This is a genomic window from Brevibacillus sp. HD3.3A (assembly GCF_013284375.2).
GTDB classification, from domain to species: Bacteria; Bacillota; Bacilli; order Brevibacillales; family Brevibacillaceae; genus Brevibacillus; species Brevibacillus parabrevis.
Genome location: NZ_CP085874.1, coordinates 3394185 through 3420465, shown reverse-complemented (window position 1 = coordinate 3420465; position 26281 = coordinate 3394185). Strand labels below are relative to the sequence as shown.

At 51.9% G+C, this 26281-nt stretch carries 18 protein-coding genes and 1 pseudogene; 13 read left to right on the top strand and 6 right to left on the bottom strand.

The features are described from left to right. The first annotated feature begins 1 nt into the window (after position 1). Genes HP435_RS15565 through HP435_RS15550 form a run of 4 tightly spaced genes read left to right on the top strand, consistent with a single transcriptional unit; the run spans position 2 to position 2964 of the window. Positions 2-787 carry a methionine ABC transporter ATP-binding protein gene (locus tag HP435_RS15565; protein ID WP_122965451.1) on the top strand — a complete coding sequence of 262 codons (786 nt, stop codon included), beginning with the start codon at positions 2-4 and terminating at the stop codon, positions 785-787. Then, positions 784-1452 (top strand): methionine ABC transporter permease, encoded by a 669-nt coding sequence (locus tag HP435_RS15560; RefSeq protein ID WP_122965452.1) that lies wholly within the window; start codon positions 784-786, stop codon positions 1450-1452. Before HP435_RS15565 ends, HP435_RS15560 begins: the two co-directional genes overlap by 4 nt. Positions 1453-1504: 52 nt before the next feature. Continuing rightward, positions 1505-2395, top strand: a complete 891-nt coding sequence (locus HP435_RS15555) for a MetQ/NlpA family ABC transporter substrate-binding protein (protein WP_122965453.1) — start codon at positions 1505-1507, stop codon at positions 2393-2395. Between the two features lie 29 nt (positions 2396-2424). Continuing rightward, complete coding sequence (locus tag HP435_RS15550) at positions 2425-2964, top strand: GNAT family N-acetyltransferase (protein WP_173599514.1); 540 nt, start codon at positions 2425-2427, stop codon at positions 2962-2964. A gap of 202 nt (positions 2965-3166) precedes the next feature. Here HP435_RS15550 and HP435_RS15545 read toward each other — a convergent pair whose 3' ends face one another. Then, positions 3167-4069 carry a glutamate biosynthesis transcriptional regulator GltC gene (locus HP435_RS15545; protein ID WP_122965455.1) on the bottom strand — a complete coding sequence of 301 codons (903 nt, stop codon included), beginning with the start codon at positions 4067-4069 and terminating at the stop codon, positions 3167-3169. A 122-nt stretch (positions 4070-4191) separates the two neighbouring features. Between HP435_RS15545 and gltB the strand changes: the two genes are divergently transcribed. The 4 genes from gltB (at position 4192) to HP435_RS15525 (ending at position 13194) form a co-directional block, all read left to right on the top strand. Beyond that, positions 4192-8811, top strand: a complete 4620-nt coding sequence (gene gltB, locus HP435_RS15540; RefSeq protein WP_173599515.1) for a glutamate synthase large subunit — start codon at positions 4192-4194, stop codon at positions 8809-8811. Positions 8812-9018: 207 nt separating this feature from the next. Then, positions 9019-9447, top strand: a complete 429-nt coding sequence (locus HP435_RS15535) for a hypothetical protein (protein ID WP_173596603.1) — start codon at positions 9019-9021, stop codon at positions 9445-9447. Positions 9448-9719: 272 nt separating this feature from the next. After that, complete coding sequence (locus tag HP435_RS15530) at positions 9720-12578, top strand: late control protein (RefSeq protein ID WP_229049690.1); 2859 nt, start codon at positions 9720-9722, stop codon at positions 12576-12578. A 16-nt stretch (positions 12579-12594) separates the two neighbouring features. Beyond that, positions 12595-13194, top strand: coding sequence for a pentapeptide repeat-containing protein (locus HP435_RS15525; RefSeq protein ID WP_173599802.1), 600 nt, complete (start codon positions 12595-12597; stop codon positions 13192-13194). A 374-nt stretch (positions 13195-13568) separates the two neighbouring features. Here HP435_RS15525 and HP435_RS29280 read toward each other — a convergent pair. After that, positions 13569-13873, bottom strand: a pseudogene (locus tag HP435_RS29280) (transposase); the annotation flags it as partial. A 237-nt stretch (positions 13874-14110) separates the two neighbouring features. Between HP435_RS29280 and HP435_RS15515 the strand changes: the two are divergent. Together HP435_RS15515 and HP435_RS15510 are read left to right on the top strand one after the other, a co-directional pair. Continuing rightward, positions 14111-14716 carry a hypothetical protein gene (locus tag HP435_RS15515; RefSeq protein WP_173599803.1) on the top strand — a complete coding sequence of 202 codons (606 nt, stop codon included), beginning with the start codon at positions 14111-14113 and terminating at the stop codon, positions 14714-14716. 127 nt (positions 14717-14843) lie between these two features. After that, positions 14844-15128: a ribonuclease toxin immunity protein CdiI gene (locus HP435_RS15510; RefSeq protein WP_217365802.1), complete on the top strand. Its 285-nt coding sequence runs from the start codon at positions 14844-14846 to the stop codon at positions 15126-15128. Positions 15129-15360: 232 nt separating this feature from the next. Here the strand turns inward: HP435_RS15510 and HP435_RS15505 are convergent, their stop codons facing one another. From HP435_RS15505 to HP435_RS15495, 3 genes are all read right to left on the bottom strand, one after another. Further along, positions 15361-16689, bottom strand: coding sequence for a GntP family permease (locus HP435_RS15505; RefSeq protein WP_122966402.1), 1329 nt, complete (start codon positions 16687-16689; stop codon positions 15361-15363). 24 nt (positions 16690-16713) lie between these two features. Further along, entirely contained in the window at positions 16714-18255 is a 1542-nt protein-coding gene (gene gntK / locus HP435_RS15500; protein ID WP_173599804.1) for a gluconokinase, read from the bottom strand. A 280-nt stretch (positions 18256-18535) separates the two neighbouring features. Next, positions 18536-19405, bottom strand: a complete 870-nt coding sequence (locus tag HP435_RS15495) for a MurR/RpiR family transcriptional regulator (protein WP_122966404.1) — start codon at positions 19403-19405, stop codon at positions 18536-18538. Between the two features lie 241 nt (positions 19406-19646). On the opposite strand from HP435_RS15495, the gene gnd reads away from it, so the two are divergent. The 3 genes from gnd (at position 19647) to HP435_RS15480 (ending at position 24604) form a co-directional block, all read left to right on the top strand. Continuing rightward, positions 19647-20543, top strand: a complete 897-nt coding sequence (gnd, locus tag HP435_RS15490) for a phosphogluconate dehydrogenase (NAD(+)-dependent, decarboxylating) (RefSeq protein WP_173599805.1) — start codon at positions 19647-19649, stop codon at positions 20541-20543. 200 nt (positions 20544-20743) lie between these two features. Beyond that, complete coding sequence (locus tag HP435_RS15485) at positions 20744-22009, top strand: class I SAM-dependent methyltransferase (RefSeq protein WP_173599806.1); 1266 nt, start codon at positions 20744-20746, stop codon at positions 22007-22009. A gap of 3 nt (positions 22010-22012) precedes the next feature. Next, positions 22013-24604, top strand: coding sequence for a metallophosphoesterase (locus tag HP435_RS15480; RefSeq protein WP_173599807.1), 2592 nt, complete (start codon positions 22013-22015; stop codon positions 24602-24604). A 232-nt stretch (positions 24605-24836) separates the two neighbouring features. Here HP435_RS15480 and HP435_RS15475 read toward each other — a convergent pair whose 3' ends face one another. Further along, complete coding sequence (locus HP435_RS15475; RefSeq protein WP_122966408.1) at positions 24837-26264, bottom strand: alanine/glycine:cation symporter family protein; 1428 nt, start codon at positions 26262-26264, stop codon at positions 24837-24839. Between the last annotated feature and the right edge of the window lie 17 nt (positions 26265-26281).

The window sequence follows — 26281 nt, the reverse complement described above, 5'->3', positions numbered from 1 at the left end:
GATGATCCACATTAGCAACTTGAGCAAATCATACAAAACCGCCAAAGGCGTCATTCCCGTTTTGCAAAACATCGATCTGTTCATCCCCAAGGGCGACATCTTCGGAATCATCGGCTTTTCCGGGGCGGGCAAATCGACCTTGATCCGTTGCTTGAATCGGCTGGAAGAGCCGGATTCGGGCACCATCGAGATCGGGGGAAAAGTGATTACCGATTTGCCGGAGAAGGAGCTGCGGCAGGCGCGGCAAAAAATCGGCATGATTTTTCAGCAATTCAACCTGCTTGACGCGCGCACCGTTTTTCAAAATGTCGCTTTTCCGCTGGAGGTGGCGGGGCATCCGAAGCCGTTCATCCGCGCCCGGGTCCGAGAAATTCTCGACCTGGTGCAGCTTGGCGACAAGGAGAACGTCTATCCGTTTCAGTTGAGCGGCGGGCAAAAGCAGCGCGTCGGCATCGCCCGCGCGCTCGTCAACCAGCCTGATCTGTTGCTCAGCGACGAAGCGACATCCGCTCTCGATCCGCAGACGACTTATTCCATCCTGGAGCTTTTGCGCGAGATCAACCGCCAGCTCAAGCTGACGATCGTGCTCATTACCCACGAGCTGGACGTACTCCAGCATGTGTGCAACAACATGGCGGTAATTGAAAATGGCCGGATCGTCGAAACCGGGACGGTGGAGAAATTTTTCCTCAACCCGGAAAGCGACACGGCGAAGCGCTTCGTCCATATTATCGATCATTACCGGGAGAAGCGGAGCGTAATGGAAGGAGTCGGGGCAGGCATATGAACAACGATCTGATTGACTTGCTCTGGGAAGGGCTATTGGAGACGCTTTACATGGTTTTTTGGTCGTCTTTGTTTGCGCTCGCGATGGGCGTCGTGCTGGGAGTCACGCTAGTTGTTACCGACAAAGGAGGCATTCTCGAAGCGCCAAAGCTGAACAAGGTCATCAGTACCGTAATTAACGGTGTCCGCTCTCTTCCATTGATCATTTTGATCGTCCTGCTGTTGCCTTTGTCGCGCCTGATCGTCGGTACGACGCTTGGGCCAACGGCGGCGATTGTCTCCTTGTCGATCGGTGCCGCTCCTTTTCTCGGACGAATTATCGAAAGCGCGTTGAAAGAAGTGAGCGCCGGGAAGATTGAGGCCGCCAAGGCGGTCGGGGCTACTCCGTTCACGATCATTTTTCGCGTGCTGATTCCCGAGGCGATGCCAGCCCTCGTGCGCGGAATTACGATCGGAATTATCGGGATCACCGAGTTTACGGCCGTAGCAGGGGCGATTGGGGCAGGCGGGCTTGGCAGCCTGGCGATCCGTTTCGGCTATCAGCGCTTTCGCGAGGATGTGCTGATCGCCACGGTCCTGCTCATTATTTTGCTCGTGCAAATCATTCAATGGTCGGGCGATTTGCTCGTCAAATCGATCAACAAGAAGCGGTACAAATTCGAATAAAGCCAGCGTGAGCGAAAAAAATCAGAGATTCATCACTAGAGGAGTGGAACGTATGAGAAAAAAAGGTCTTGGGGTCATTTTTAGTGTACTTGTCGCATTCAGCATGGTAGCAGCAGGGTGCGGCTCAGGTTCCGGTTCCGGCGCATCGGGCAGCCAGTCGTCCAGTTCGGCTCCCGCAGCACCAGCCCAGTCCGGCTCCGGGCAGGCGGCAGAACCAGCCAAAGAAGTCACCTTGAAGGTTGGCGCAGCCCCTGTCCCGCACGCGGAAATTTTGGAGTTCGTGAAGCCAAAGCTGAAAGAGCAGGGCGTGAATTTGGAAGTCGTCGTTCTCGATGACGAGGGACAGCTGAATCCGGCTTTGCAAGACAAGCAGATTGACGCGAACTTTTTCCAGCACGTCCCGTATTTGGATTCGATCAAAACCGAAAAAGGCTATGACTTTGCGGTGACGACAAAAGTTCACGTAGAACCGATCGGATTTTACTCTGACAAGCTCAAATCCAAGGACGAGATTCAGGAAGGGGCGAAGATCGGCATTCCGAACAACCCGTCCAACGAATACCGCGCGTTGATCTTGTTGCAGGAACAAGGCTGGATCAAGCTGAAAGACGGTCTGACAACCTATCAGGCGACGCCAAAGGATATCGCGGAGAATCCGAAAAAACTGGAGTTCATCGAAGCGGAAGCGTCCACATTGCCGCGAGTTTTGCCCGACCTCGCTGGCGCGGTGATCAATACAAACGTCGTGCTGGAAGCGAAAATCGATCCGAAGAGCGCTCTGTTCCGGGAAGGGGCGAACTCGCCATACGCCAACGTGATTACGGTTCGCAAAGGCGACGAAAACCGGGACGAGATCAAAAAGCTGGATGCCGTTCTTACTTCACCTGAGGTCAAAAAGTTCATCGAAGACAAATACGGTGTCGCTGTCGTTCCCGCTTTTTAACTGGTCCGGGAGAAGGGAGCAAGTCGACCATGAAGGAAAATCAGCGAGCAAAAGCCATTCGCATCCGCGATGCACGAGGCGAGGATCAGGAGCAGATCAAACAGCATTTGCTCGAAGCGTACACGCAGTACGAGCAGCTGCTGTCGGTAGAGCGATGGACGCGCTACAAGCAGGAGATCGAAGAATCCGCGCAAGGACGCCAGACGATTGCTTTTCTTGTTGCAGACTGGGGCGATGAAATCGTCGGCAGCGTCCAGTTGTTCGCTTCGGCGCAGTCGGCCTACAATCGGCCTGAGCTGGAAATTCATACGCCGATCATCCGTTTTCTGGCCGTATCGCCAAAAGCGAGAGGAAACAGAATCGCCGAACGGCTGATCGAGGAAGTCGTCCGGCGCTCCCGCGACCTGGGAGCGGCGACCTTGCACCTGCACACGACAGACATGATGGCGGCGGCCGTCAAGCTGTACGAGCGACTCGGATTCGCTCGTGCAGTCGAGAAAGACTTTTTCAACGGGGAAACACACGTCAAAAGCTACTGGCTGCGGCTGGGCGAGGCGAGGGTGGGCTGACGCAGGCAAGCTGAGCAACCAACATAGCGTGTTAGGGAGCGAGTGCTTCGTATCCGGCACCAAATAGCGTGCCAAGGAGTCTTACTCCCAGCCAACACCAAATAGCGCGAAGCTGCGATTATCCCCCATCCCGCACATATGAAAGCCCTGATGAGAGCAAGTCGTCATCAGGGTTGTTTTTTTGCCTGTCTCATTACGTGGGTCAGCTGTACTTGCTCAGCACATCGAAAAATTCCTTTAAAAAGTGGTAAAACAGCTTTTCCGAAGGGGGCAGCTCCCGGTTGTTCGGGATGATGATGCCGACCGTACGCTGGACGAGCGGCTCGCTGATCGGAATTTTGACAGTCTCGCGCGGCACGTTATCCGTCAAGGTCAGCTCAGGCAAAAGCGTGACGCCAAGCCCTGCAGCGACGAGTCCCTTGATCGCGTCAATATCCTCCCCTTCGAAGGCGACTTTGGGAGCGAAGCCCATTTGCGAACAGGCGTTGACCGCGATATTTCGCAAAATAAAACCGGGCGGGAACAGGACGAACGTATCTTCCTGAAGCTGATTCAGTCGCAAATTCGGCTGTTTGGCGAGCGGATGTCTCGCGGGCAGCAGCGCGACGATGTTTTCGGCGAAAAAAATATGGCTGCGCACGTTTTTTTCCTGGGTCGGAACCGGGCCGAGAAAAGCCAGGTCGATCTCGCCGTTGATGACGGAGTCGATCAGCCCCTGATAAGAGCCTTGCTTCAACTGAAAGCCGATATCCGGGTACCTTGCGCGAAAGCCGGAAATGACCGTTGGCAGCGGATTGGCAGCCAGACTGCTCGTAAACCCGACGCGGATCGTCCCGCGCTCCGGATCGAGAAATTCGTCAATTTTTTGCTTGGCTTTTTCGATTTCGCTCACAGCCATTTCCATGTGTTGCAAAAAGATTCTGCCTACGGCTGTCAGCTTGACGTTGCGGCCTTCGCGGATAAACAGGGAGACGCCAAGCTCTTCCTCCAGATTGGCGATCTGCCGGCTCAGCGCAGATTGGGCCACGTGCAAGTTGTGCGAAGCTTCAGTGAAATGCTCGCGTTTGGCTACTTCAATGAAGTATTGAATCTGTCGAAGCTCCATGAAGACCCCCCATTCCCGATCAATCTCGTTTTGAGATTAATATTGAGTAAATTATATATTGTTTGTATCGGTTCACTCAATCTAAAATTGAGTTAACAGAGAGAGCAAGGGAGTGGAGACAAATGACGAGAAATGGAATGCCTGCGAAGCAAGGTTTATACGATCCGATGTTCGAGCACGACGCTTGTGGAATCGGTTTTATTGCCAATTTGAAAGCAAAAGCCACGCATGAGATGGTGCAAAACGGCTTGAAAATTCTTTGCCAGCTGGAGCATCGCGGCGGGCAAGGCAGCGATCCGGAAACGGGTGACGGAGCCGGAATTTTGACGCAAATTCCGCACGCCTTTTTCAAAAAAGCCTGTAAGGAGTTGGGCTTCCAGCTTCCGGCGCAAGGCAAGTACGGCGTGGGCATGCTGTTTATGCCGATGGATGAACAGCTGCGCGAGCAATACGAAGCGAAACTGGCCGCCATTATTGCGGCAGAAGGTCAAAAGCTGCTTGGCTTCCGCACGGTGCCCGTCGATGGGACGAAGATCGGCAAAACGGCCGCAGCCAGCCAGCCTTTTGTCCGTCAGGTGTTTATCGGAGCGAGTGCTGATTTAGCTGACCAGATGGCGTTTGAACGGAAGCTGTACGTCATTCGCAAGCAGATGGAGCAAGCGGCAGGCGAAGGCTTCTACGCAGCGTCCATGTCTTCCCGCACCATCGTCTACAAAGGACTGTTGACTCCAGGACAGCTTGACGCATTTTACCTTGATTTGCAAGAAGATTCGTACACTTCTACTTTTTCCGTGGTGCACTCGCGATTCAGCACGAACACCTTTCCGACGTGGGAGAGAGCGCACCCGAACCGCTATCTGATCCACAACGGGGAAATCAACACGTTGCAGGGCAATGTGAACTGGATGATGGCCCGCGAAAAAATGTTCGAGTCGGCTCTGTTTGGACGCGATCTGGAAAAAGTGGTTCCCGTCATTGATATGCAAGGAAGCGACTCGGCTATCCTCGACAACTGCGTGGAATTTTTCTCGCTGGCTGGCAGATCGTTGCCGCACGTCGCGATGATGATGATTCCCGAACCGTGGGATCAGGATGAGCAGATGGATGAACATAAAAAAGCTTTTTACGAATACCACAGCTGCTTGATGGAACCGTGGGACGGCCCGACCGCCATTTCCTTTACCGATGGCAGACAAATCGGGGCGATCCTCGACCGGAACGGCTTGCGCCCGGCGAGATACTACGTAACGACAGATGACACGATCATTTTCTCGTCGGAAGTAGGCGTACTCGAAGTACCGGAAGAAAAAATCGTGCAAAAAGGACGCCTCAGCCCCGGCCGCATGCTGCTCGTCGATCTGGAGGAAGGCCGCATCGTCTCGGATGAAGAGATCAAGCGGCAAATCGCCAGCGAACAGCCGTACCGCGACTGGGTAAAAACGCAATTGCAGCCGTTGGAACAACTGCCGGCAGCAGGCACTCCCGACGATCTGGCAGGTCAAGAACTGCTGGCGCGCCAAAAGGCATTTGGCTACACGCAGGAAGAGCTGGACAAAATGTTGGCGCCGATGGTCGCAGAACAAAAAGACCCGATCGGCTCGATGGGCGTCGACACGCCGCTCGCTGTGCTGTCAGACCGTCCGCAGCTGCTGTATCATTACTTTAAACAATCGTTCGCGCAAGTTACGAATCCGCCAATCGATTCGCTGCGCGAGGCTTGTGTCACATCGACCCATACGGTTCTCGGGGCGGAAGGCAATCTGTTGGCACCGACCGCAGCCAATTGCCGCAGAATCCGTTTGACCAATCCGCTTTTGTCCAATCAGCAGCTGGCACAGCTTCGCGCCAATCCGTACCAAGAGTTCAAGGCGAAGACGTTGCCGATTCTTTTCAAGGCAGACGGCGGAGATCGCGCGCTGGAGGAAGCGCTGGAAGGCTTGTTTGCCGAAGCGGATGAGGCGATTGCAGCTGGATACACCTTGTTGATCTTGTCTGACCGCGGCTTGAACGCCGACTGGGCGGCGATTCCGGCTTTGCTTGCTGCAAGCGGCTTGCATCACCATCTGGTACGCCAGGGAACCCGCACGAAAGCCAGCCTGATCGTCGAATCGGGCGAACCGCGCGACGTGCATCAATTCGCCATGCTGATCGGCTACGGCGCGGATGCTGTCAACCCGTACGTTGCGATTGCCTCCGTGCTCGACCTGATCACTGCTGGCAAGCTGAAAGAAGTGACGGTCGAGGAAGCGATTGAGGCTTACTTGCAAACGGCGATCGAAGGCGTCGTCAAGGTCATGTCGAAAATGGGCATTTCCACGATCCAAAGCTATCGCGGCGCGCAAATTTTTGAAGCGGTCGGCATTCATTCCGCTGTCATCGACCGTTACTTTACCCGCACGCCTTCGCAAATCTCGGGCATCTCGCTCGATGTGATCGCCCAGGAGACGCTGCTCCGCCACGCGCAAGCCTTTTCGCCAGAACATTCCGAAGAAAAGCTCGACGCAGGCAGCGACTTCCAATTCCGGCGCGACGGCGAGTATCATCTGTTCAATCCGAAAACCGTGCACGCTTTGCAAAAAGCATGCCGCGAAGGCAGCTACGAGCAGTACAAAATTTACGCCGAAATGGCGGGGGAGCAGCCGTTTTCCGCTTTGCGCCACCTGCTCGATTTCCAATCGGATCGCAAGCCGATTCCGTTGAATGAAGTCGAATCAGTAGACTCGATTGTCCACCGCTTCAAAACGGGCGCGATGTCCTATGGCTCGCTGAGCAAGGAAGCGCACGAGACGCTGGCGATTGCCATGAACCGTCTGGGAGCGAAAAGCAACAGCGGTGAAGGGGGAGAAGACCCGACCCGTTACACGACGGATGAAAACGGAGACTTGCGCCGCAGCGCCATCAAGCAGGTCGCTTCCGGACGATTTGGCGTATCCAGCCACTATTTGGTCAATGCTTCCGAAATCCAGATCAAAATGGCGCAAGGAGCGAAGCCAGGGGAAGGCGGACAGCTTCCAGGCAGCAAGGTGTACCCGTGGATTGCCGAAGTGCGCGGCTCGACGCCAGGTGTCGGACTGATTTCGCCGCCGCCTCACCACGACATTTACTCGATTGAGGATCTCGCGCAACTGATTTTCGACTTGAAAAACGCCAATCCGCGCGCTCGCATCAGCGTGAAGCTCGTGTCCAAGGCAGGCGTCGGAACGATTGCCGCCGGGGTGGCAAAAGGCTTGGCAGACGTCATTGTCATCAGCGGTCACGACGGAGGGACGGGTGCCTCGCCGAAATCGAGCATCAAGCACGCTGGCTTGCCGTGGGAGCTGGGCTTGGCGGAAACACATCAGACGCTGTTGCTCAACCAGCTGCGAGATCGCGTCGTGCTGGAGACAGACGGCAAGCTCATGACCGGCCGCGACGTCGTCATCGCTGCCTTGCTCGGAGCGGAAGAGTTCGGTTTCGCGACGGCTCCGCTCGTCTCCATCGGTTGCGTCATGGCCCGTGTTTGCCATCTGGATACGTGCCCGGTCGGGGTTGCCACGCAAAACCCCGAGCTGCGCAAACGTTTCAAGGGCGATCCGCAGCACGCCGTCAACTTCATGCGCCTCGTCGCTCGCGAAGTGCGCGAAATCATGGCCCAGCTCGGTTTCCGCTCCATCGAGGCGATGATCGGCCAAAGCCAGATTCTCACCGTAAGCGAAAGAACGAAAGCGCACTGGAAAGCGAAACATATCGACCTGTCCGCACTTTTGTTCCAGCCAGCCGTCTCCGCCGAGGTCGGCAGATACCATCAGCGCAACCAAGATCACAAGCTGGAGGAGACGCTGGATCGCCAAAGCTTGCTCGCATTGTGCAAGCCAGCGCTGGAAAAACAAAAACACATCCAGGCAAGGCTGCCGATCAGCAACACAAACCGCGTCGTCGGGACGATCCTTGGCAGCGAAGTGACGAGAAGATACGGCCTGCACGGCTTGCCGGAAGATACGATTCGCCTGGACTTCTACGGTTCGGCTGGTCAAAGCTTCGGCGCATTCGTTCCGCGCGGCATTACGTTGCAGCTGGAAGGCGATGCGAACGACTACGTCGGCAAAGGGCTGTCTGGCGGAAAAATCGTCGTCGCGCCAGCGAAAAAGAGCCTTTTTGCCCCTGAGCGCAACATGATCATCGGAAACGTCGCCTTCTACGGCGCGACCTCTGGCGAAGCGTACATCAACGGCCTGGCAGGCGAGCGCTTCTGCGTGAGAAACAGTGGTGTCACCGCCGTTGTCGAAGGTGTCGGCGACCATGGCTGCGAGTATATGACCGGAGGACGTGTCGTGGTGCTCGGTCAGGTCGGCAAAAACTTTGCGGCGGGCATGTCGGGCGGAACCGCCTACGTGCTGGCAGAAGACAAAGCGGCTTTTGCGGCAACTTGCAATCAGGAAATGGTTCTTTTGGAAAAGCTGGACGACCAGAACGAGATTGCCGCTGTCAAAAAACTGCTGGAAAATCACGTTGCTTTCACAGGAAGTCCGCTGGCAAAAGCACTCTTGGATCAATGGCAGCAAACCGTCGCCAAGTTCGTCAAAGTAATTCCAAAGGACTACAAGCAAATCGTCTCGACGATGGAAGAGCTGGAGAAATCCGGAATGAAGCGCCAGGAAGCGATCTTGGCCGCATTCGAAATGAACCAAAAGAAGAGCGAACAAAAAGCAAAAGCACCGAAAAAAAAGGAGCCTGAGCAAGTCGGCGTGTCGGTAGGGCAATAAATTCGCTCCGGCAATAAATTCGCTCTGGCAATAAATAGGAAGGAAAGCGGCAACTCGGGAGACGGGTTGCCGTTTTTGGCTTTTCATTTTGAGAAAAAAGAACCGGAACGAGTGCACTTTTAAGGTCTAATGTCCTATGAATGTGGTTTCTATATTTGTCGATTTTTATAGAGTGTGTAAAAATATCCAAAGAAAGGGAATTGATTGATGAAAGCACCACTCTCGATTAAAATCATCCAGGGATTTATGCTCTTGCAAATTTTTGTCCTGGTAAGCCTGTACGTAATCGTGGAACTGGCCGATCCGATGAACCTCAGCCATTGGGCGAGCAAAATCGTCTTTCGAATGGTCGATATGCCACAGGACATGCTGGAGCAAAGCTATGTATTGGGCAGGTTAAAAGGCATGTTGATGTTTCCGTTATTTTTCACGTCTCTGCTCGCGCTTTTTATCAAACTGCGAATGTTGAAAACGTCAATCGGGTGCATCATTTTGATCATGTTGCTGGATGTAAGTAAAGGAACGTTTTTGGTTGCCATCGTCTATTTGGTTATTTTATTGGTGCTGCTCAACAACAAGCAAGCGAAAGTGTATTTTCAGCAGAAGCGAAAAACCAAGGCGGCCGAAGCTGCATAAATGCGCATAAAAACAGGACATTCTTCCAAGAGCTGCTGGAGGGAATGTCCTGTTTCATTATATATGCGATATCTCTTGCTACACCCTGAGCAAATCCCTCCTCCCTCCCTGGTAGAAAAGGTGGAAAAGCAAAGGATGAGACCCGGAAAAGAGGGACTTTAGCATCATGGAATATTTTAACATATATGTCGATTTAAAAATGAAGTTACAAAAACGTGCATCTGTTAAACATAGTCGTTTGGGAATAGGAGAGAAAGGAGGGAGCATAGCAAATGCAGGCAACAGATGGCGTCATGACCTATCACGATTTGCAAGTCGTCTGGCCGTATGGGCCGATCCGGCTGGACAGCCTGACATTTTTGCATCAGACGGGCACGCATGCGACTTTGCGCCTGACCGGAATCGTCCCGGAAGACAAAGAAGAGGAAATCATCCATCTGGCCAGCAATCACGACGGCATCGGGCTGTACGGGAAACAGGGCGCGGCGAAAAAGCCGATTTTCATGGGTTGCTTGCAGCATGTGGAGATCAAAGTCGTCCGGGATATTCATTACGTGACGATTCAAGCGATTTCCCATACATACGCGATGGACTTGAGTCCGAAAACGCGCTCTTTTCAACAGGTAGACCGCCTGTACCGGGATGTCGTCGAGGAAGCTTTGTCCGTCTATCCGGGCGGGGATTTCATCGACCAAGCTTTTGACGAAAAAAAGCAGGGCAAGTTCATCATGCAGTACGAGGAGACGGACTGGACGTTTGTCAGGCGCATCGCTTCGCATGTGGGAGCCGTCCTCGTCCCGGATGTCAGTGACCACAAGGTGCGTTTCTGGATCGGAATGCCCGAGGGACGCAAGCAAATCAAGCTGGAAGCGGCTCCGTACGAGGTCAACCGGGCGATTGCACCATATATGAAAAAAGCGGCGAACGGCGCATCCTCGCTGTCCGAATACCAGTACACGACGTATACCTTCGACCACGACGAATGGCTGCACATCGGCGATGAGGTGCAGCGTGACGGCCGAACGTTTGTCATCACGAAGGTTGTGGGAACGCTGGAGCAGGGACTGTTGAAGTGGACTTACGTGTGCGCTGTGCCTGAATCGGTCAAACAGACGAAGCTGTACAACTCCGCGATCATCGGCGCAGCCATCGACGGCAAAATCATTCAGGTTGGCCGCAACCAGGTCAAAATTCACTTGAATATGGACCAAAAACAAGACGCAAGCAAAGCCCAATGGTTCCCGTACGCCGCAGAAGGCAACCAGATTTTATACCTCATGCCAGAGCTCGGTTCCAAGGTCAAGCTGTACTTCCCTGGTGCCGAAGAGGACGACGGCATGGTCATGAACTCCGTGCGCCACGCCCCGCAAGGCGAAGCCGTCCAGAAGCAAGCGAAAAAAATGCAGGACCCGGGAGTCAAATCGTTCGGCAACCCCCAAGGCAAAGAGTTCACGCTGGGCGACAAAGAGCTGACGATGACGGCGCAGGAGGGCATGCTGTACATCTCCATGAATCAGGATGCGGGCGTCAGTTTCAATAGTGCGTCGCAGGTGCGGATTCAGGCAAGCGGAGGACTGAGCTTGCATGGGGCTGCGGTTACCTTGACCGGATCGGAAGGTCTGTCCATAAAGACGATCGTAGACCATATGGAACTGCAAGAAGAGATTAGCGCCAGCAGTGAGGAAATCAAGCTGGACGCCACCACGCGCAGAAGCTTTCCCCACCTGTGGAGCGCCTTTGAAGAAAAAGTGCAGTCCATAGGAGTGGACGGGATCATAAAAGAGCGAATCCAGGCAAACATGGACGCGGAAGTGCGAGTCACGAAAGAGTTTTGGTCGGAAAACATGTCGGCATTTTGGGCGGCCACTGTCGATACAGCGGACATCGTTTTTTCCACGTTATCCTTCGGGTATTCCGAGAACGTGTATGAATGGGCCAGTGGGAAAGAGGTAGGCTCATTAACGGAGCGCAATCTCATGGTACAAGGACTCCAGAAAACCGCAGAGGATGCCTTTACGTACGCAGAAAAGGTGATTACGGGGGAAAAGTCAAAACTGGAAGTGGCAGGAGATGCGCTCGATGCAGGGCGGGGGATTCTAAAGGAAGCAGTCGAACCTTTTATAGAAGAAGCGCAGTACTTGATCGAGGATGCCAAAGGCGGCAAGTGGACCCGTTCGATTGAAGAGAGCTACGAAAAAGGACGAAACAGTGCCAAAAAAGACCTGATTATCTTGGAACTGGTCGGCAGTCGTGGCCTTTTCGGGGCTTACAGGAAAGCCGTCAAAAAAGTAAGAGACCAGGGAGGAAGTGATTCGAAGGCAAGCCATACTTCAGACAGGTCGGATCACGAGCAAGGCCAACAAAAGGATGGAAACGGTGCGGCACTGCCCCTCCAAGGAGCAAACGACCACCACCGAAACAGCACTGGGCAAAAGGACGGGAAGCTGAAAACCAAAGCCGAAATCCCGCTAGATGAAATCCAAAATTTGCAAGATGTGATTGATTTGCTTATCCTAAAAATGAACAGGAAGCTTGATGGTCGAATTGTAATTGGGCAGACCAGCGCAGACGGGATAGGCGGAGTTGGAGGGTACCATGTTTTCTTTGAGGCGGATCAAAGAGGGCGTGGGGGTAGTAAAGATAAGGGAGGGGAGACGAGGAGGACTGAGGGGACGGGTAAAGAGAATAAATCTGACCTTTATGATAAGAACGGAAAATATACTGGAGGGAGAACTCAAGAAGAGTTGGATGACTTGGCTACAGATCCAGATAGAGGACATGTTTTAGATGATCAAGGAAAAAAGGAAAGAGAAGTAGGTTTAGCTGTAGAAGAAAGAGGAGATCTAGGCAGAATAAAGAGAGATTCTGGTGGCGCTGAATTTTATGACGAATTATCACCTAATAAGCAACGTTGGGATGTCAAGAGCTATGAGTCTTACCCTAATGGTCACACCGATCCTAAAAAGGGAGCATTTAGCGTGAAAACTACACTGAAGAACATGTATAAAAAATTGAATAAAGGCATCAATATAATAATTGATACCAGACAACTAATTCCAGAACATATCGAGCAGCTAAAAGAGGCTATTGTTAAGGAAGGGTTAGTTGATAGAGTAATTTGGTATCCTTAAATTAAGGGGGGATAGAATGGAAAATGAAAAAAATATAATCACACAGTTAGAGTTGCATCAAATGTGGTTAGAATCAGCAGGTGAAAACGGAAAGAAGTTAATACTTGACGAAATTAACTTAGAGTATATTGATCTGTCGAAATTCTCCTTGAAGGAAGCTAGATTGATCAGTTGTTCATTTGATAGTGTGAACTTAGAAGCGGGCAATTTTATTTTAACATGGGTTTGTTCTTCAACATTTAGAAATGCTTGGTTAAAGCATGCTAACTTCTACAAAGCAAATGTATCTTATGCTGATTTTAGTAACAGCAATCTTAAAAATACAAAATTTACAGATTGTGAGAGCGAAGAGACGGTCTTTTTAGGGGCTGATCTATCGAATGCTGAATTAAATATTTGTTATTTTAGTAGTGTAGACTTTAGAGATTCAGTACTAGATAATGCTAATATTGAAGATTCTTTTTTTGAAGATGTTTTGGTTAAGGGAGCAAGTTTTAGAAATGTTAAGGGGATTGAGAAGGCTAATATTATTAGTATAAATATTGGAACTCCCGAGCATCCTATAGTCTTAAATAAAGAACAAGCCAAAAGATGGATTTTTGAAAATTGTATGTGATGGGGTCTGTCAAGAATTTCGTGTAAACTCAATCAACCCATATATGAAAAGGTTTCATCCCCCGATTGAGACATCTTTTTCGAAACCAACTGAGTCAAGGACGTAAGGCCAAGCGAACTCTTGACACCTTGGTGGAGAAAAAGAGAATCTCTTTGGGGATGAAGCCTTTCATTTGTTAGCGGATGTATGGCTGTACTCGGTCCGCAAAGAAAACAGATAGCTGCAAGAGAATCTGGCCTCAGTTCTGGACTCGTCCCGTCCACTTTCGTAGGACATCCATGGTTACGAGATATAACATCTTCAGAAGGGCATCGTCTGTAGGAAACATGGCCTTCCCCTTTGTAACTTTTCGTAGCTGTCGATGATAACTCTCAAGATACGCCTTTAGCATAGAGGGCTAGAATTTGATCTTCGATCCCTGTCACATTGGACTGATGTTTCTTTACAATGTTCGGTTCAAAATCACCCTCCCGATCCCGAGGTACTTGGATGTCAACATCCCCATACTCAGAGCGAACGGTTTTTTGCTATACCCATTGCGGCTGTTGGTTGTCCGCTTGTTTTTCATGTCATGCTTGGCGTATCCAAGAGAGGACTCCATTTCAGCTTCCAGCGTTTCTTGAATCGTGTCTGCAAATAGACTCTTTAACGCCGACTGTACATCGTCCACTGACTTCATGTTTTTCTCTTTGATCCACTGCTTGATCTGCTCTTTAGACATCATAAAAATCTCCCAACCTTTCTAATCCTAATTGTAGTTTAGAGGTTGAGAGTTTACACAGAATATTTTACAGACTCGAATTACGAGTAGGAATGAGCTTTTTGTCATGTAGAAAATGAACAATGTAGCAATCATATATTACAACTCATGCCAGAACTTAATCTGTACTTCCAAGGCGTGGAAGAGGACGACGGCATGGTCATGAACTCCGTGCGCCACGCCCCGCAAGGCGAAGCCGTCCAGAAACAAGCGAAAAAAATGCAGGACCCGGGGGTCAAATCGTTCGGCAATCCTCAAGGCAAAGAGTTTACGCTGGGCGACAAAGAACTGACGATGACGGCGCAGGAGGGCATGCTGTACATTTCCATGAATAAGGATGCGGGCGTCAGTTTCAATAGTGCTTCGCAGGTGCGGATTCAAGGAAAAGGCGCCGCGAACCTGAGCGGTGCGACTGTTCATTTGTCCGGCACAGAAGGATTGACGGTCAAAACGGCAGGAGATGCCTTGGAGCTAATCGAAGAAGCAAATGCGAGCAGTGAAAACATTCAGCTGGAAGCGAGTGCCCGGCATTCTTGTCCGCAACTGTTAAGTGCGTTTGAGCAGGATGTAGCGGCCAACGGGATTCTTGCGGTCATGGCGAAACGAACCTTGAATAAACAGATCGCCGAGGTGGAAGGGAAGTTTTCGGCTTTTGGGGATACGCTGGCTGGTTTGTGGGGCGCGGCGGTAGACGCGGGCGACCTGGTTGCAACGGGTGTTTTGGGAGGCGATGACGTCAAAAGCTTGTATAAGTTTGTTTGAAGGATGGAAAAATCCAACTACTGGAGAAATAGAAAGAGTACACTCTGTATTAGAGGGAAGAAATTATGGTAATTAGGAGGGTTACGTTAATAGATAACAGCCAGTCATTCAAGGTTTTTTTTCCTTTTTGAAGAGCGATTTACTTGATGTGCCAGAGTGTTTATCCAATGGAGAGCCGTGGCAAGATCATATGATGGGATATGAACTTCCAGAGCATTCTGAGGAGATTGAATTTAAAGAAGGCATAATGATCTTCATTAACACTTCTTCGTATAACGAAATCATTATGAAAAATATAGATTTCTATGATTGCTTGAAAGAAACATGTGTGGAATTTATTAGGGATAACCCGGAACAAAAAGACCAAGTGAATCTACATATTGACAAGATAAAGGTTGTTTTAAATTTGTAAAAACTCCATCCAGTGCTAAATAAACCAACAAAAAAGCCAAGAAAAATAGGCGGGGTTGACATATTACACATAATATCGAGCAAGAACTAATAAATCCGTTCATAAACCAAACCATAAACACAAAACCAAACAACCAACACAAACAAAAACAAAAACAAAAACAAAAACAGGACACTCCCCCAATCCCACCAGAAAGAGTGCCCTGCTCCATTACATCTGTACTACCTCCACCCTATACAACCAAACTCAATGCCATAATCAAAATAATCGCCACCACCGACAAAATCGTCTCCATCACCGTCCACGACTTCAGCGTATCTTGCACCGACATGTTGAAATATTCCTTGATCAGCCAGAAGCCGGAATCGTTCACATGGGACAGGATCAGCGAGCCGGAGCCTGTTGCCAGTACCAACAGTTCCGGGCTGGTTCCGGGAACTTGCAGGGCGATAGGCCCGACAATTCCTGCTGCCGTCATCATGGAGACGGTAGCGGAGCCGGTAGCCACGCGGATCAGGGCAGCGATCAGCCAGCCCAACAGGATGGGCGAAATCGCGGAGGCTTTGGCCAATTCGGCGATGTAATCGCCGACGCCGCTGTTCAGCAGAACTTTGTTGAACGCGCCACCCGCACCGATGACCAACAGGATTGTCGCGGTAGGAGCGAGGCAGTCGTTTGTGAATTTGAGAATGTCGTCTTTGGTAAAGCCGCGATTGAAGCCGAGTGTCCAGAACGAAATGATGACGGCAATCAACAGGGACGTGATTGGGCTGCCGATAAAATCAGCCCATTGGCGCAAGGCGTCTTCCTTCGGCAATGTTACATCGGCGACAGTCGCGAGCAACATCAAAAACACAGGCAAAAGCACGGTAAAGACAGTGATTCCGAAGCCAGGCAATTCGCGCTCGTCCTTTGGCTCCGCCATTTGCGCTGCAAGCTCAGGCGAGATGCTCGTCTGGATGCGCTTGCCAATCCAGCTGCCGTAGAGCGGCCCGGCGATGATTGCAGCAGGCAGGGCTACGATGATGGACAGCAAAATCGTCTTGCCGACATCGGCCTGGAACAGATCGACCGCTGCCATGGCAGCAGGGTGCGGAGGCACGATGCCATGCACGATGGACAATCCGGCGATGAGCGGAATCCCGATTTTCAGCAAAGAGACGCCCGTTTGTCTGGCAATCGTAATGACGAGCGGAATCAACAGAACGAAGCCTACTTGAAAGAAGACCGGAATCCCTACGATAAAGGCGACGAACATCATGGCCCAGTGCACGTTTTTTTCACCGAACAGCCGGATCAGGGTGCGGGCGATTCGCTCTGCGCCGCCGGATTCCGCCATCATTTTTCCGAGCATGGTGCCAAGCGCGAGCACGATCGCAATAAAGCCGAGCGTTCCGCCCATCCCGTCTTTGATCGAGTCGACGACTTTGACGAGCGGCATCCCGGAAGCGATTCCGACAAACCCGGCCGCGAGCAACAGCGCGACAAACGGGTTGACTTTGAACCGCGTGATGAGAACGAGGAGGAAGAGAATCGAGATCAACGTAATGAGAAGTGGCATGATAGAACCCTCCGTTTGATGTGTCTAGTTGTTCAACTGTTTTTGGAACTTGGCGATTAGCTTGTACTCCTCCAGGAGGTTGTAGTAAACGCGCTCGTAAATGTAAAACAACTCCAGATACATGCTGGATCGCTCCAGGTCCGGCTCATGCCTGTGCGAAATGTGAATCATCTTTTTCACATCATGCAAATTGTCCAATGCTCCAAGCGCGTGCATCGCTAAAAGGGCGGCGCCAAAGCTGGAGCTTTCGTGACTCTCAGGAATCAGCACCTCGTAGCCGAACATATCGGACATGATTTGCCGCCATTCCTTGGAACGGGCGAAGCCGCCGGATGCGCGAATTTCCTTGGCGCCTCCAGCCAGATCGCGGAGCGCGATGCCAATGCTGTATACGCTGAACAAAATGCCTTCGAGGACGGCGCGGATGAAATGCTCCCGTTTGTGGTGCAGGCCGATGCCGAAAAAAGAACCTCTCGCCTGCGCATTCCAGTAGGGCGCGCGTTCGCCGGACAAGAAGGGGAGGAACAGCAACCCATCTGCGCCGGGGCGTACATGCTCAGCTGCCTGAATCATGACGTCGTAAGGATCGACGCCCAGCTGCTTCGCCTTTTCGACTTCCGGCCAGCTGAACTCGTCGCGGAACCAGCGGAGCATGATCCCGCCATTGTTGGACGGGCCGCCGATGACCCAATGATTCTCCGTCAGCAAGTAGCAGAACGTGCGGCCTTTCGGATCGGTGATCGGCTCGGGCACGACCGTCCGAACAGCTCCGCTCGTCCCGATCGTAATGGCTACCTGACCGTTGTCGATGGCACCGATGCCGAGATTGGCCAGCACGCCATCACTTGCTCCGACCACAAAAGGCGTGTCGGGATCAAGCCCGATCTCTTCCGCATAGCGTACCTTCATTCCCCGCAGGATATGGGTAGTCGGCACTGGCTCGCTCAGGTGTTGCTTCGTGATGCCGGCAACCTGCAGCGCGTTGTCGTCCCAGTCCAGTTTGCGCAAGTTGAACAGTCCCGTAGCCGAAGCGATGGAGTAATCAACCACGTACTGACCGAACAGTCGATAGATCACATATTCCTTGATGGAAATGTACTTCGCTGTCTTCTGGGAAATATCGGGCTGATTCTCTTTGAGCCACATGATTTTGGGAAGCGGCGACATGGGGTGGATCGGCGTTCCGGTCGCCAGGTAGATCGAATGGCCGACACCTTCCTCCTTGAGCCGCTCTGCCTGTGCCGCGCTGCGGTTATCCGCCCAGATGATGCTGTTCGTCAGGGGATTTCCGTGCGCATCTACGGCAATCAGGCTGTGCATCGCGGTGGAGAAGCCGATGCCGCCGATTTCGTTCTGCCCGATGTCCGCTTGTTCAATCGCCTGTTTCAATGCGGCAACGACAGCGGCGAAGATCGTTTCCGGGTCTTGCTCAGCCCACGATGCTTTCGGCACCAGCAGGGGATAGTCGATATTGCCAGTCCCGCGAACGGCTCCAGATGCTGTGAAGACAATCGCTTTCGTACTGGTTGTCCCGATATCAAGACCGATAAAGTAGCTTTGCTTCATGTGCTTTCACCCTTTTTTCGCGAAAAACGTCTCGATGTTTTCCTAAAAGTAAGATCGGACCGCTTGCCGCCTGTTCTTTTGGCTCCGAAGAGAATGGAAACAGTCACGATCATTTGTATACGCTTTCAACCGAGTGGCGTGTTGATAACGAGATTATAGCGAAATTTTTTTCATTTGTTAATATAAAAGAAAAAAATTATTTCATTTTTCATATTCACATCGATAGTATTACCAAAAATAGCCGTTTGATGGTTTGGGAGGGAAAAAGAAAAACGCCTGATCACAGGCGTTTGAGCGAGATAGCTTCTCGGATATGCTGAATGTTGGAGATCGTATCGTCCTGTCTGCGCAAGGAAACCGCCACGTACAGCAAATCGATCAGGCTGAGCTGGGCGAGGCGGGAAGACAAAGCTTCCGTGCGAAAAACGGTTTCCCGCGAAGTCGTGTATAAGCACATGTCAGCGAGACGGACGAGGGGAGACTTGCCGTAGCTCGTAATGCCAATCGTTTTGGCGCCGCGCTCCTTGGCTACGCGCAGGGCTGCCAAAATATCTTTGTTGGAGCCGGAGTGGGAGAAACCTACGGCTACCGCGCCTTCCGTCAGCAGCGAAGCGGACATGACCTGATAGTGGGCATCCGAGTGATGAATACAGGGAATGCCTGTCCGCATGAATTTGTGGTAGGCGTCTTGGGCGATCGCAGCCGAGCCGCCAGAGCCGTAAAATTCAATACGAGTCGCTTTTTCCAGGCAGGAGACGATTTTGAGCAGCTCATCCTTGTTGATGATTTGCAGGGTGTCCCGCAATGTTTCCAGATTCGCGGTGAAAATTTTTTCGGCAATCGCGCCGATGTCGTCGTCATCCAGATTGATCTCCTGGTAGATCGTTTGCTTTGGATTGGTCACTTCGCTGGCCAGCGCGATTTTAAACGCCTGGTACCCGCGAAAACCGAGCCGCCGACAAAGCCGAAAGACCGTCGCGTCCGCGCACTGGCACTGATCGGCCAGCTCGGTAATGGAGAAATGAACGATTTGATTGGCATGCTGCAAAATGTAATCGGCAATCTGCTGTTCTTTGCCGCTTAACTGTGTGTAAATGGCGCGCAGCTGCGCAAGCACACTGACAGGCGTGTGTGACGTTGTATCTGGCATGAAATGCGACCTCCTGAATTGAATTGAATCGTACTGGAATGCCATCTATATTTCAGCAAAAGATATTGCCAAAAAGGCTCGTGCAGGGCAAATGCAATGATTTCCTACTTGCTAGTATAGGAGAAACAGACGGTCGTTTCCTAGTTTCAAAAAAATTTTCTTCATTTCTGATGAAAGATGAAAATTTTTGTCTTATAATACAAACTAACAGAGTTCATCCCAAAAGGAGTGACGTACGCGAATGAAACTTGCGATTCTCGGTCTAGGTAAAATGGGGTACAATCTGACACTCAATTTGCTTTCTCATCAACATGAGGTTGTCGCTTACGACGTAGATAAAAGCCGTGCGGAAGAACTGAGCCGCGAAGGAGCGATTCCGGCTGCTTCTGTCGAGGATGCGGTAGCGAAGCTGGACACGCCGCGCGTCATCTGGCTGATGGTTCCGGCAGGGGAGATTGTCGACCAGCTGGTTGATCAGCTGTCTATGATTCTCGCTCCCGGCGATATCGTCATCGACGGCGGTAACTCGCATTACAAGCAATCTGTAGAGCGCTACGAACGGTTGAAAGCCAATGGCATTCATTTTCTCGATGCAGGCACAAGCGGCGGAATGGAAGGCGCTCGCCACGGGGCATGTATGATGATCGGCGGGGATCGGGAAGCGTTCGCCCACATCGAACCGATGATTCGCGACATCAACGTGGACAAGGGCTACTTGTACACGGGCGATGCGGGCAGCGGTCACTTTTTGAAAATGATTCACAACGGGATCGAGTACGGAATGATGCAAGCGATCGGGGAAGGCTTCGAGGTGCTGGAAAAAAGCCAGTACAACTACGATTTCGCCGAAGTGGCCCGCGTGTGGGCGAACGGCTCTGTCATCCGCGGCTGGCTGATGGACTTGACGGAGCGCGCCTTCCGCAAAGACGCCAAGCTCGATGACATTCGCGGCGTCATGCACTCTTCCGGCGAAGGAAAATGGACGCTGGAAACGGCGCTCGACCTGCAAGCAGCCACTCCTGTGATCGCGATGTCGCTGCTCATGCGCTATCGCTCGCTGGACGAGGATGCCTTCCACGGCAAAGTTGTCGCTGCGCTGCGCAACGAATTTGGCGGACATGCGGTAGAAAAGAAATAACAACACCAAAAAGGATGACGATGTCGTCAACGCCTTGACGAAGAAATAACGACGCAAGAACCTGTGCAAGCAGGTTCTTTTTTTGTGCCTATCGCTAAAAGGAAAGGTGAATCGTAATACTTCTGCCCTGTTCACGTCCAGTCAAATAGAAGAAGATGGAAATACAACAAAGCAAGCTTGGCTGGAAGGAGAGAGAACAGATGGCTATCGTATCATTGCAATCCACCAATCCGGATTTTTCGTTTCTGATCAAAAAAAATCCGGCGACCGGACTATCGCTGCGGTCGGTGCGCAAAGGAATCGCCTACGGGTGGTACTCGGATGCTTCCCGCTACCACGTTTATTTTAAAGATGCCGACAACGAAATATCCTATAAACAGTATGAACACGAGCATTTCGAATACTTGAACCTGTCGCGTTACAACACGCCTTTGTTTCCGCTTCATGCGATTGGCGAATACTTTTCGGCACCGTTAAAATCGCGGGATGAACGGGACGTTGCAGGCTACACGCATACTTTTTTCATCAACATGGTTCATATCGAGCTGGTGCGCTACATTGCCTTTTTTCAAAATCACGTCAAAGACTTTTCCTTCGAAATCGAGCACAGGGCCGACAAAAGCTACGCGTTGACCATTCGGACGCAAAAAAGCTTGCACGACCTGCTGCAAGTGACCAGCGTACTCTGCCTGTTTTTGGCGACGTTCGGCAAAGAGCACCTCGATATTTCCGACAGCTTGCTCGACAAATACATCAAGAGCATCCAGGCGATGGACGCGCCTTTCTATATTCGCAGCCTGTTCTCGCGAAACTTTTTGCCCAAGCGGGAGCATTATCGCAAATACAAGGCTGCTCTCGAACAGACGGATCGTTACGAGATGCATCTGGAGTATGGCAGCACGGGCATGCAGCGCAGAAACTTTATTGCGGGACAGCTGCCCTTTTCGCGCCCGATTTTGGATGTCGGCTGCGGCGAAGGATTTTACGCCCTGGCTTTTGCCGGGAAGCTGGCGCATTGCTATTACGCGGTCGACATTGACGAAGAGCGGCTGGAACTGGTCAACCGGAAAGCCGTGGCGAAAGAGGTCGACAATATCGTCCTGTTTCCTTCCGTCGATTCGTTTTTGCTCGAATACAATGGCGAGCAGGTCGACATCATCTTGACCGAAGTGATCGAGCACATGAGCACGAAAGAGGCGAGAGCGCTGATTTTGCAGCTTTGCCGCGAGGTCGATTTTGCAAGCTTTATCATCACGACACCGAATGCGGATTTCAATCCGTACTACGAATTGTCCGGTTTTCGGCACGACGACCACAAATGGGAGATGGGCGAGCAAGCTTTCCAGACGTGGATGAACGAGATCATGCAAACGGCTGGTGTCGAGGGCGAGTTTGTCAAAATCGGCGATCAGGTCAACGGAATGCCGACGACACAAGGTGTCATTCTCAGAAAAAGGAGGGCGTAACCGATGCGTATATCGACGAACGTCCATACGATTTTCATGCTCGTCGGCCCGACCGAATGCGGGAAGACGACATTTGCCCAGCAAGTGCTGATCCCGCAGCTTGGAATCGCGGATGCGGGGAAACGGCTGCAAGCCAATGTGGCGTACATCTCTTCGGATCAATTGCGCCAGGAACTGCTCGGGTATGCGTACGACAAGTACGATCAGGTCATGCTGGAAGCGAGTGAACAAGCGTTTCGCCTCCTGTTCGAAAAGCTGCGGCTGGTCACGTCTTTCCCGATTAACGCGCCTTTCGTGGTCGTCGACACGACGGGCCTGGCCGAAGATTTTCGCGCGCGTGTCCGGGAGATCGCGAAGGAAAATCATTACAACGTGGAAGTCATCTTATTCGATTACCACAAGCGCGAGGATTATTACGCCTCCGAGCGGTCGAAAAAGCTGATTTCGAGCCACATCCTGCGGCTGAAAAAAGAAGTGCTGCGCGCCTTGTCCAAAGAAGGGTATGCCAAAATACACCGAATCCGGGCCAAAGATTTTGCTGCGGCAGAGCGCGGGACAAATGGCGCGACTTCCTATGAGGTGCACATCGAAAACAAGGCAGACTATTTGGCTACGATTCTTGCCCCAGACAAAAAGTACATCATCGTTGGCGATGTGCATGAGTGTGTCCAAGAACTGAAAAGGCTGCTTGTCGCCTACGGATACGAGCTGGAGGACAATCGGCTTGTTCCGACAGACAAAGTCCGCGACACGCAGGTGATACTCGCTGGCGACTGGATTGATAAAGGCAAGCAAACTCGCGAGATCATCGAATTTTTGTACGACAATCAGGAGCATTTTCTGTTCGTGCTGGGCAATCACGAGCATTTTGTCTACCACTTTTTGCAAGGAAAAATCAAGGGCGCGGAGCCGACGTTGTTGGAGACGTACTTCGACTCTGTCGCCGTATTGCGCGCCGATCCGCGATTGCACGAAAAGTTCAACCAGTTGTACGCGATTTCGCAGCCGTTTTACCGCGTCCAGTCGCTTGCAGGTCCGTCCTATTACGTGACACATGCGCCATGCGCAAACAAATACATCGGCAAGCTCGACACAATTGCCGCTCGCAATCAGCGCAACATCCGGATTGACCGGACGGATGCGCTCGAACAACAACTGACCTTTTTGGCCGAAGAAGCGGTGAGCAACCATCCGTATCACTTGTTCGGACACGTAGCGGCGAAGCAGGCGTTTCGTTTGAAAAACAAAATTCATCTCGACACGGGATGCGTGCACGGAAATGCGCTGACCTCCGTCATGATCACACACAGACCGCAGTACAAAACAGAGCGCTCCACACATGCGGCGATTACCGAAGCATTGCCGACCTTGTTCCAGGCGAAGCGGGAGGTGTCACTTGCCGAGCTTGCCAGCGAAGAAGTTCGTCGACTCGAATACTGCCTGCAACATAAAATCAATTTCATTTCCGGGACGATGCCCCCGGCAGACAAGGACGAAGCGACAGGCGAGCTGGAGTCGCTGCAAGCGGGACTGCGCTATTTTGCCGAGCGCGGGGTAAAAGAAGTGGTGCTTCAGCCTAAATACATGGGCTCGCGCTGCAATGTGTATTTGCATCGGACGATGGAGCATTGCTTCGCGGTCAGCCGCAACGGCTACAAGATCAAGCAGGTGGATTTAACCCCGATTTATGAACAGTTGCTTGCCAAATTCGCAGCGTATATGGAAGAAAATCAGGTAGAGATGCTGCTGCTTGACGGCGAATTGCTGCCATGGAGGGCAATCGGTGAAGGGCTGATCGAAAAGCAGTTCAAACCGATCGGTGCCGCTCTGCAAAGCGAGCTGACTTACTTGCAGGAGCACGGTTTTGAACAGGCGCTCCACAAGCTGATCGGGGAATACGACGCCAGCGGATTTGCAAAAGAACAGTTTCATCTCCCGAAAAACGCGTTGGCAGCCCAGTACGGCCCGACGTTGTACCAAAACTACAAGCATGTCCGCGAAATCAAAGACAGCTTGGTTCCGCTCGATCAGCACCTGGCTGCCTATGCGACTTATGAAAAGCAGCTTGTCCTGTACGGAGAGTCTGGCGAGCTTGCCTTCAAGCCGTTTGCTGTGCTCAAGCTGATTGATGCCAACGGAGAAGAGCGGCTTCCCGATGGCCGAACTTCTGAGTGGTACCGCTTTGTCAGTGAAGATGCGTGCGCCGTGATTGATCTGGACGACGCAGACAGGGCGTATGAACAAGCCGCCCGTTTTTTCCAAACGACGACACTGGAGCAGCAAATGGAAGGGATCGTCATCAAGCCCGAACTGCCGAACGGCAAGACAGTTCCGGCGATGAAGGTGCGAAATCCCGAATATTTGTCGATCATTTACGGCTACGATTACCGTTTCCCGCACAAATATCGCAAGTTGGTGAAACAGAAGCACATCGGGCAAAAACTGCGCACCGCCCAAAAAGAGCACGAGCTGGGCCAAAGCATGCTGCGCGTCAAGCTGGCGGATATTTCACCAGAGAACAAAGCGTACCAGCAAACCGTGGCGACGATGCTGTTTGAAGTCGCGCAGGAAAAAGAGATCGACCCTCGTCTGTAGGGGGAGGGCGCATACGAAAAGAAGCAAGTCCGCCTTCGAGCAACGAAGGAGCGGCGCCTCATTTTGTGGCAACGACATGGCATGCGGACGAATCAGAGGGAGAGTTGGTTGTCCCCGTTTGGTGGATTTGCCTGAGCGGATACAAAGCTTGAACGAGAAAGAGCCGGACACATGAAAAAGAAGCCTGTCACATGATCAGGCTTCTTTTTGTTAGTGGAAAACGGAAAAGTGGTTAGCTCGCGTGCTCGTTTTTCTTAGCAACAGGAGCGGCTTCCCATGCGTCCGCATTTTCCAGACCAGGGATGCTGTCTTTGTAGAACACAGGGTCTTTGCCTGCTTTTTTCTGTTCCTGATAATCGCGCAAAGCGGCAAAGGCGACTTTGGAGAGCATGAAAATCGCAATCAGGTTGACCACGACCATCAGCCCCATGAACAAGTCAGCCAAGTCCCAAACGAGTTGCACTTTGGCGACCGCTCCGAACAAAACCATTGCCAATACGCTGACACGATAGAGCATGAGCCACAATTTGCTCGTTTTCAAAAACTCGATGTTCGTTTCACCGTAGTAGTAGTTCCCGATCAACGTACTGAAAGCGAACAGGAAGACCATGACAGCGAGAGTAGCCGACGCCCAATCGCCGAGGTGGATGGACAGAGCCGCTTGGGAAAGCTCGATGCCGCTCAGATCGGACTGCTTGTACGCGCCGGAAAGCAAGATGATGAAAGCCGTGCTTGTGCAAATGATCAGCGTGTCTGTCAGAACGCCGAACGCCTGAATCAGACCTTGCTTGACAGGGTGGCTCGTCGTAGCCGTAGCTGCGGCGTTCGGTGCGCTACCCATACCTGCTTCGTTGGAGAACAAACCGCGTTTGACCCCGTGCATGAGCGCAGCTCCCAGCGTACCGCCAGCAACCTGCTCCAGGCCAAAGGCACTTTTCACAATCAGGGCAATCATTTCCGGCATTTTCGTAATGTTCATCATGACGATAAACAGGGCAACGCCAATGTACAAAATCGCAAGCACGATGACGATATACTCGGACATTTTCGCGATGCGCTTCACTCCGCCGAAAATGATCGCAGCAAAGGCGATGGTCATGATCAGGCCGATCGTCAGCCGATCTGTTCCGAACGAGTTTTCAAAAGCGAGCGTAATCGTGTTGGACTGCACCGCGTTGAACACCAGACCGAAAGACAAGGTGATCAATACCGCAAACAGGGCACCCATCCACCGCTTGTTCAGTCCTTTTTCCATGTAGTAGGCAGGACCGCCGCGGAAACCGTCTTTGTCTTTGATTTTATACACTTGCGCCAGCGTGCTTTCCACGAAGGCAGAGGCAGAACCGATGATCGCAATGACCCACATCCAGAAAACCGCGCCAGGACCGCCGAGCGCTACAGCGATGGCGATTCCCGTAATGTTTCCGGTACCGACACGCGCGGCCATACTGATACAGAAAGCTTGGAAAGGAGAGATGCTGTCGGCAGACCCTTTTTTCCCTTCGCGAATCGCTTGGAGCATGTCTTTGATCATGCGGACTTGCAGGAAACGGCCTTTGAACGAGAAGAACAGACCGAGCACAACCAGCATGACGATCAGAACATAAGACCAGAAAAAATCGTTGATGGACGCTGTTACATCTAACAGAAATTGTTGCATGTTGTCACCTCGATTGG

Coding starts and splice junctions, on each gene's coding strand:
- HP435_RS15505 (WP_122966402.1), bottom strand. CDS start 16,689: ATGCCACTTCTCATTACGTTGATCTCGATTCTCTTCCTCCTCGTTCTC.
- HP435_RS15545 (WP_122965455.1), bottom strand. CDS start 4,069: ATGGAGCTTCGACAGATTCAATACTTCATTGAAGTAGCCAAACGCGAG.
- HP435_RS15495 (WP_122966404.1), bottom strand. CDS start 19,405: ATGCCAGATACAACGTCACACACGCCTGTCAGTGTGCTTGCGCAGCTG.
- HP435_RS15555 (WP_122965453.1), top strand. CDS start 1,505: ATGAGAAAAAAAGGTCTTGGGGTCATTTTTAGTGTACTTGTCGCATTC.
- HP435_RS15525 (WP_173599802.1), top strand. CDS start 12,595: ATGGAAAATGAAAAAAATATAATCACACAGTTAGAGTTGCATCAAATG.
- gntK (WP_173599804.1), bottom strand. CDS start 18,255: ATGAAGCAAAGCTACTTTATCGGTCTTGATATCGGGACAACCAGTACG.
- HP435_RS15485 (WP_173599806.1), top strand. CDS start 20,744: ATGGCTATCGTATCATTGCAATCCACCAATCCGGATTTTTCGTTTCTG.
- HP435_RS15560 (WP_122965452.1), top strand. CDS start 784: ATGAACAACGATCTGATTGACTTGCTCTGGGAAGGGCTATTGGAGACG.
- HP435_RS15475 (WP_122966408.1), bottom strand. CDS start 26,264: ATGCAACAATTTCTGTTAGATGTAACAGCGTCCATCAACGATTTTTTC.
- gnd (WP_173599805.1), top strand. CDS start 19,647: ATGAAACTTGCGATTCTCGGTCTAGGTAAAATGGGGTACAATCTGACA.
- HP435_RS15535 (WP_173596603.1), top strand. CDS start 9,019: ATGAAAGCACCACTCTCGATTAAAATCATCCAGGGATTTATGCTCTTG.
- HP435_RS15550 (WP_173599514.1), top strand. CDS start 2,425: ATGAAGGAAAATCAGCGAGCAAAAGCCATTCGCATCCGCGATGCACGA.
- HP435_RS15530 (WP_229049690.1), top strand. CDS start 9,720: ATGCAGGCAACAGATGGCGTCATGACCTATCACGATTTGCAAGTCGTC.
- HP435_RS15480 (WP_173599807.1), top strand. CDS start 22,013: ATGCGTATATCGACGAACGTCCATACGATTTTCATGCTCGTCGGCCCG.
- HP435_RS15565 (WP_122965451.1), top strand. CDS start 2: ATGATCCACATTAGCAACTTGAGCAAATCATACAAAACCGCCAAAGGC.
- HP435_RS15515 (WP_173599803.1), top strand. CDS start 14,111: ATGGTCATGAACTCCGTGCGCCACGCCCCGCAAGGCGAAGCCGTCCAG.
- gltB (WP_173599515.1), top strand. CDS start 4,192: ATGACGAGAAATGGAATGCCTGCGAAGCAAGGTTTATACGATCCGATG.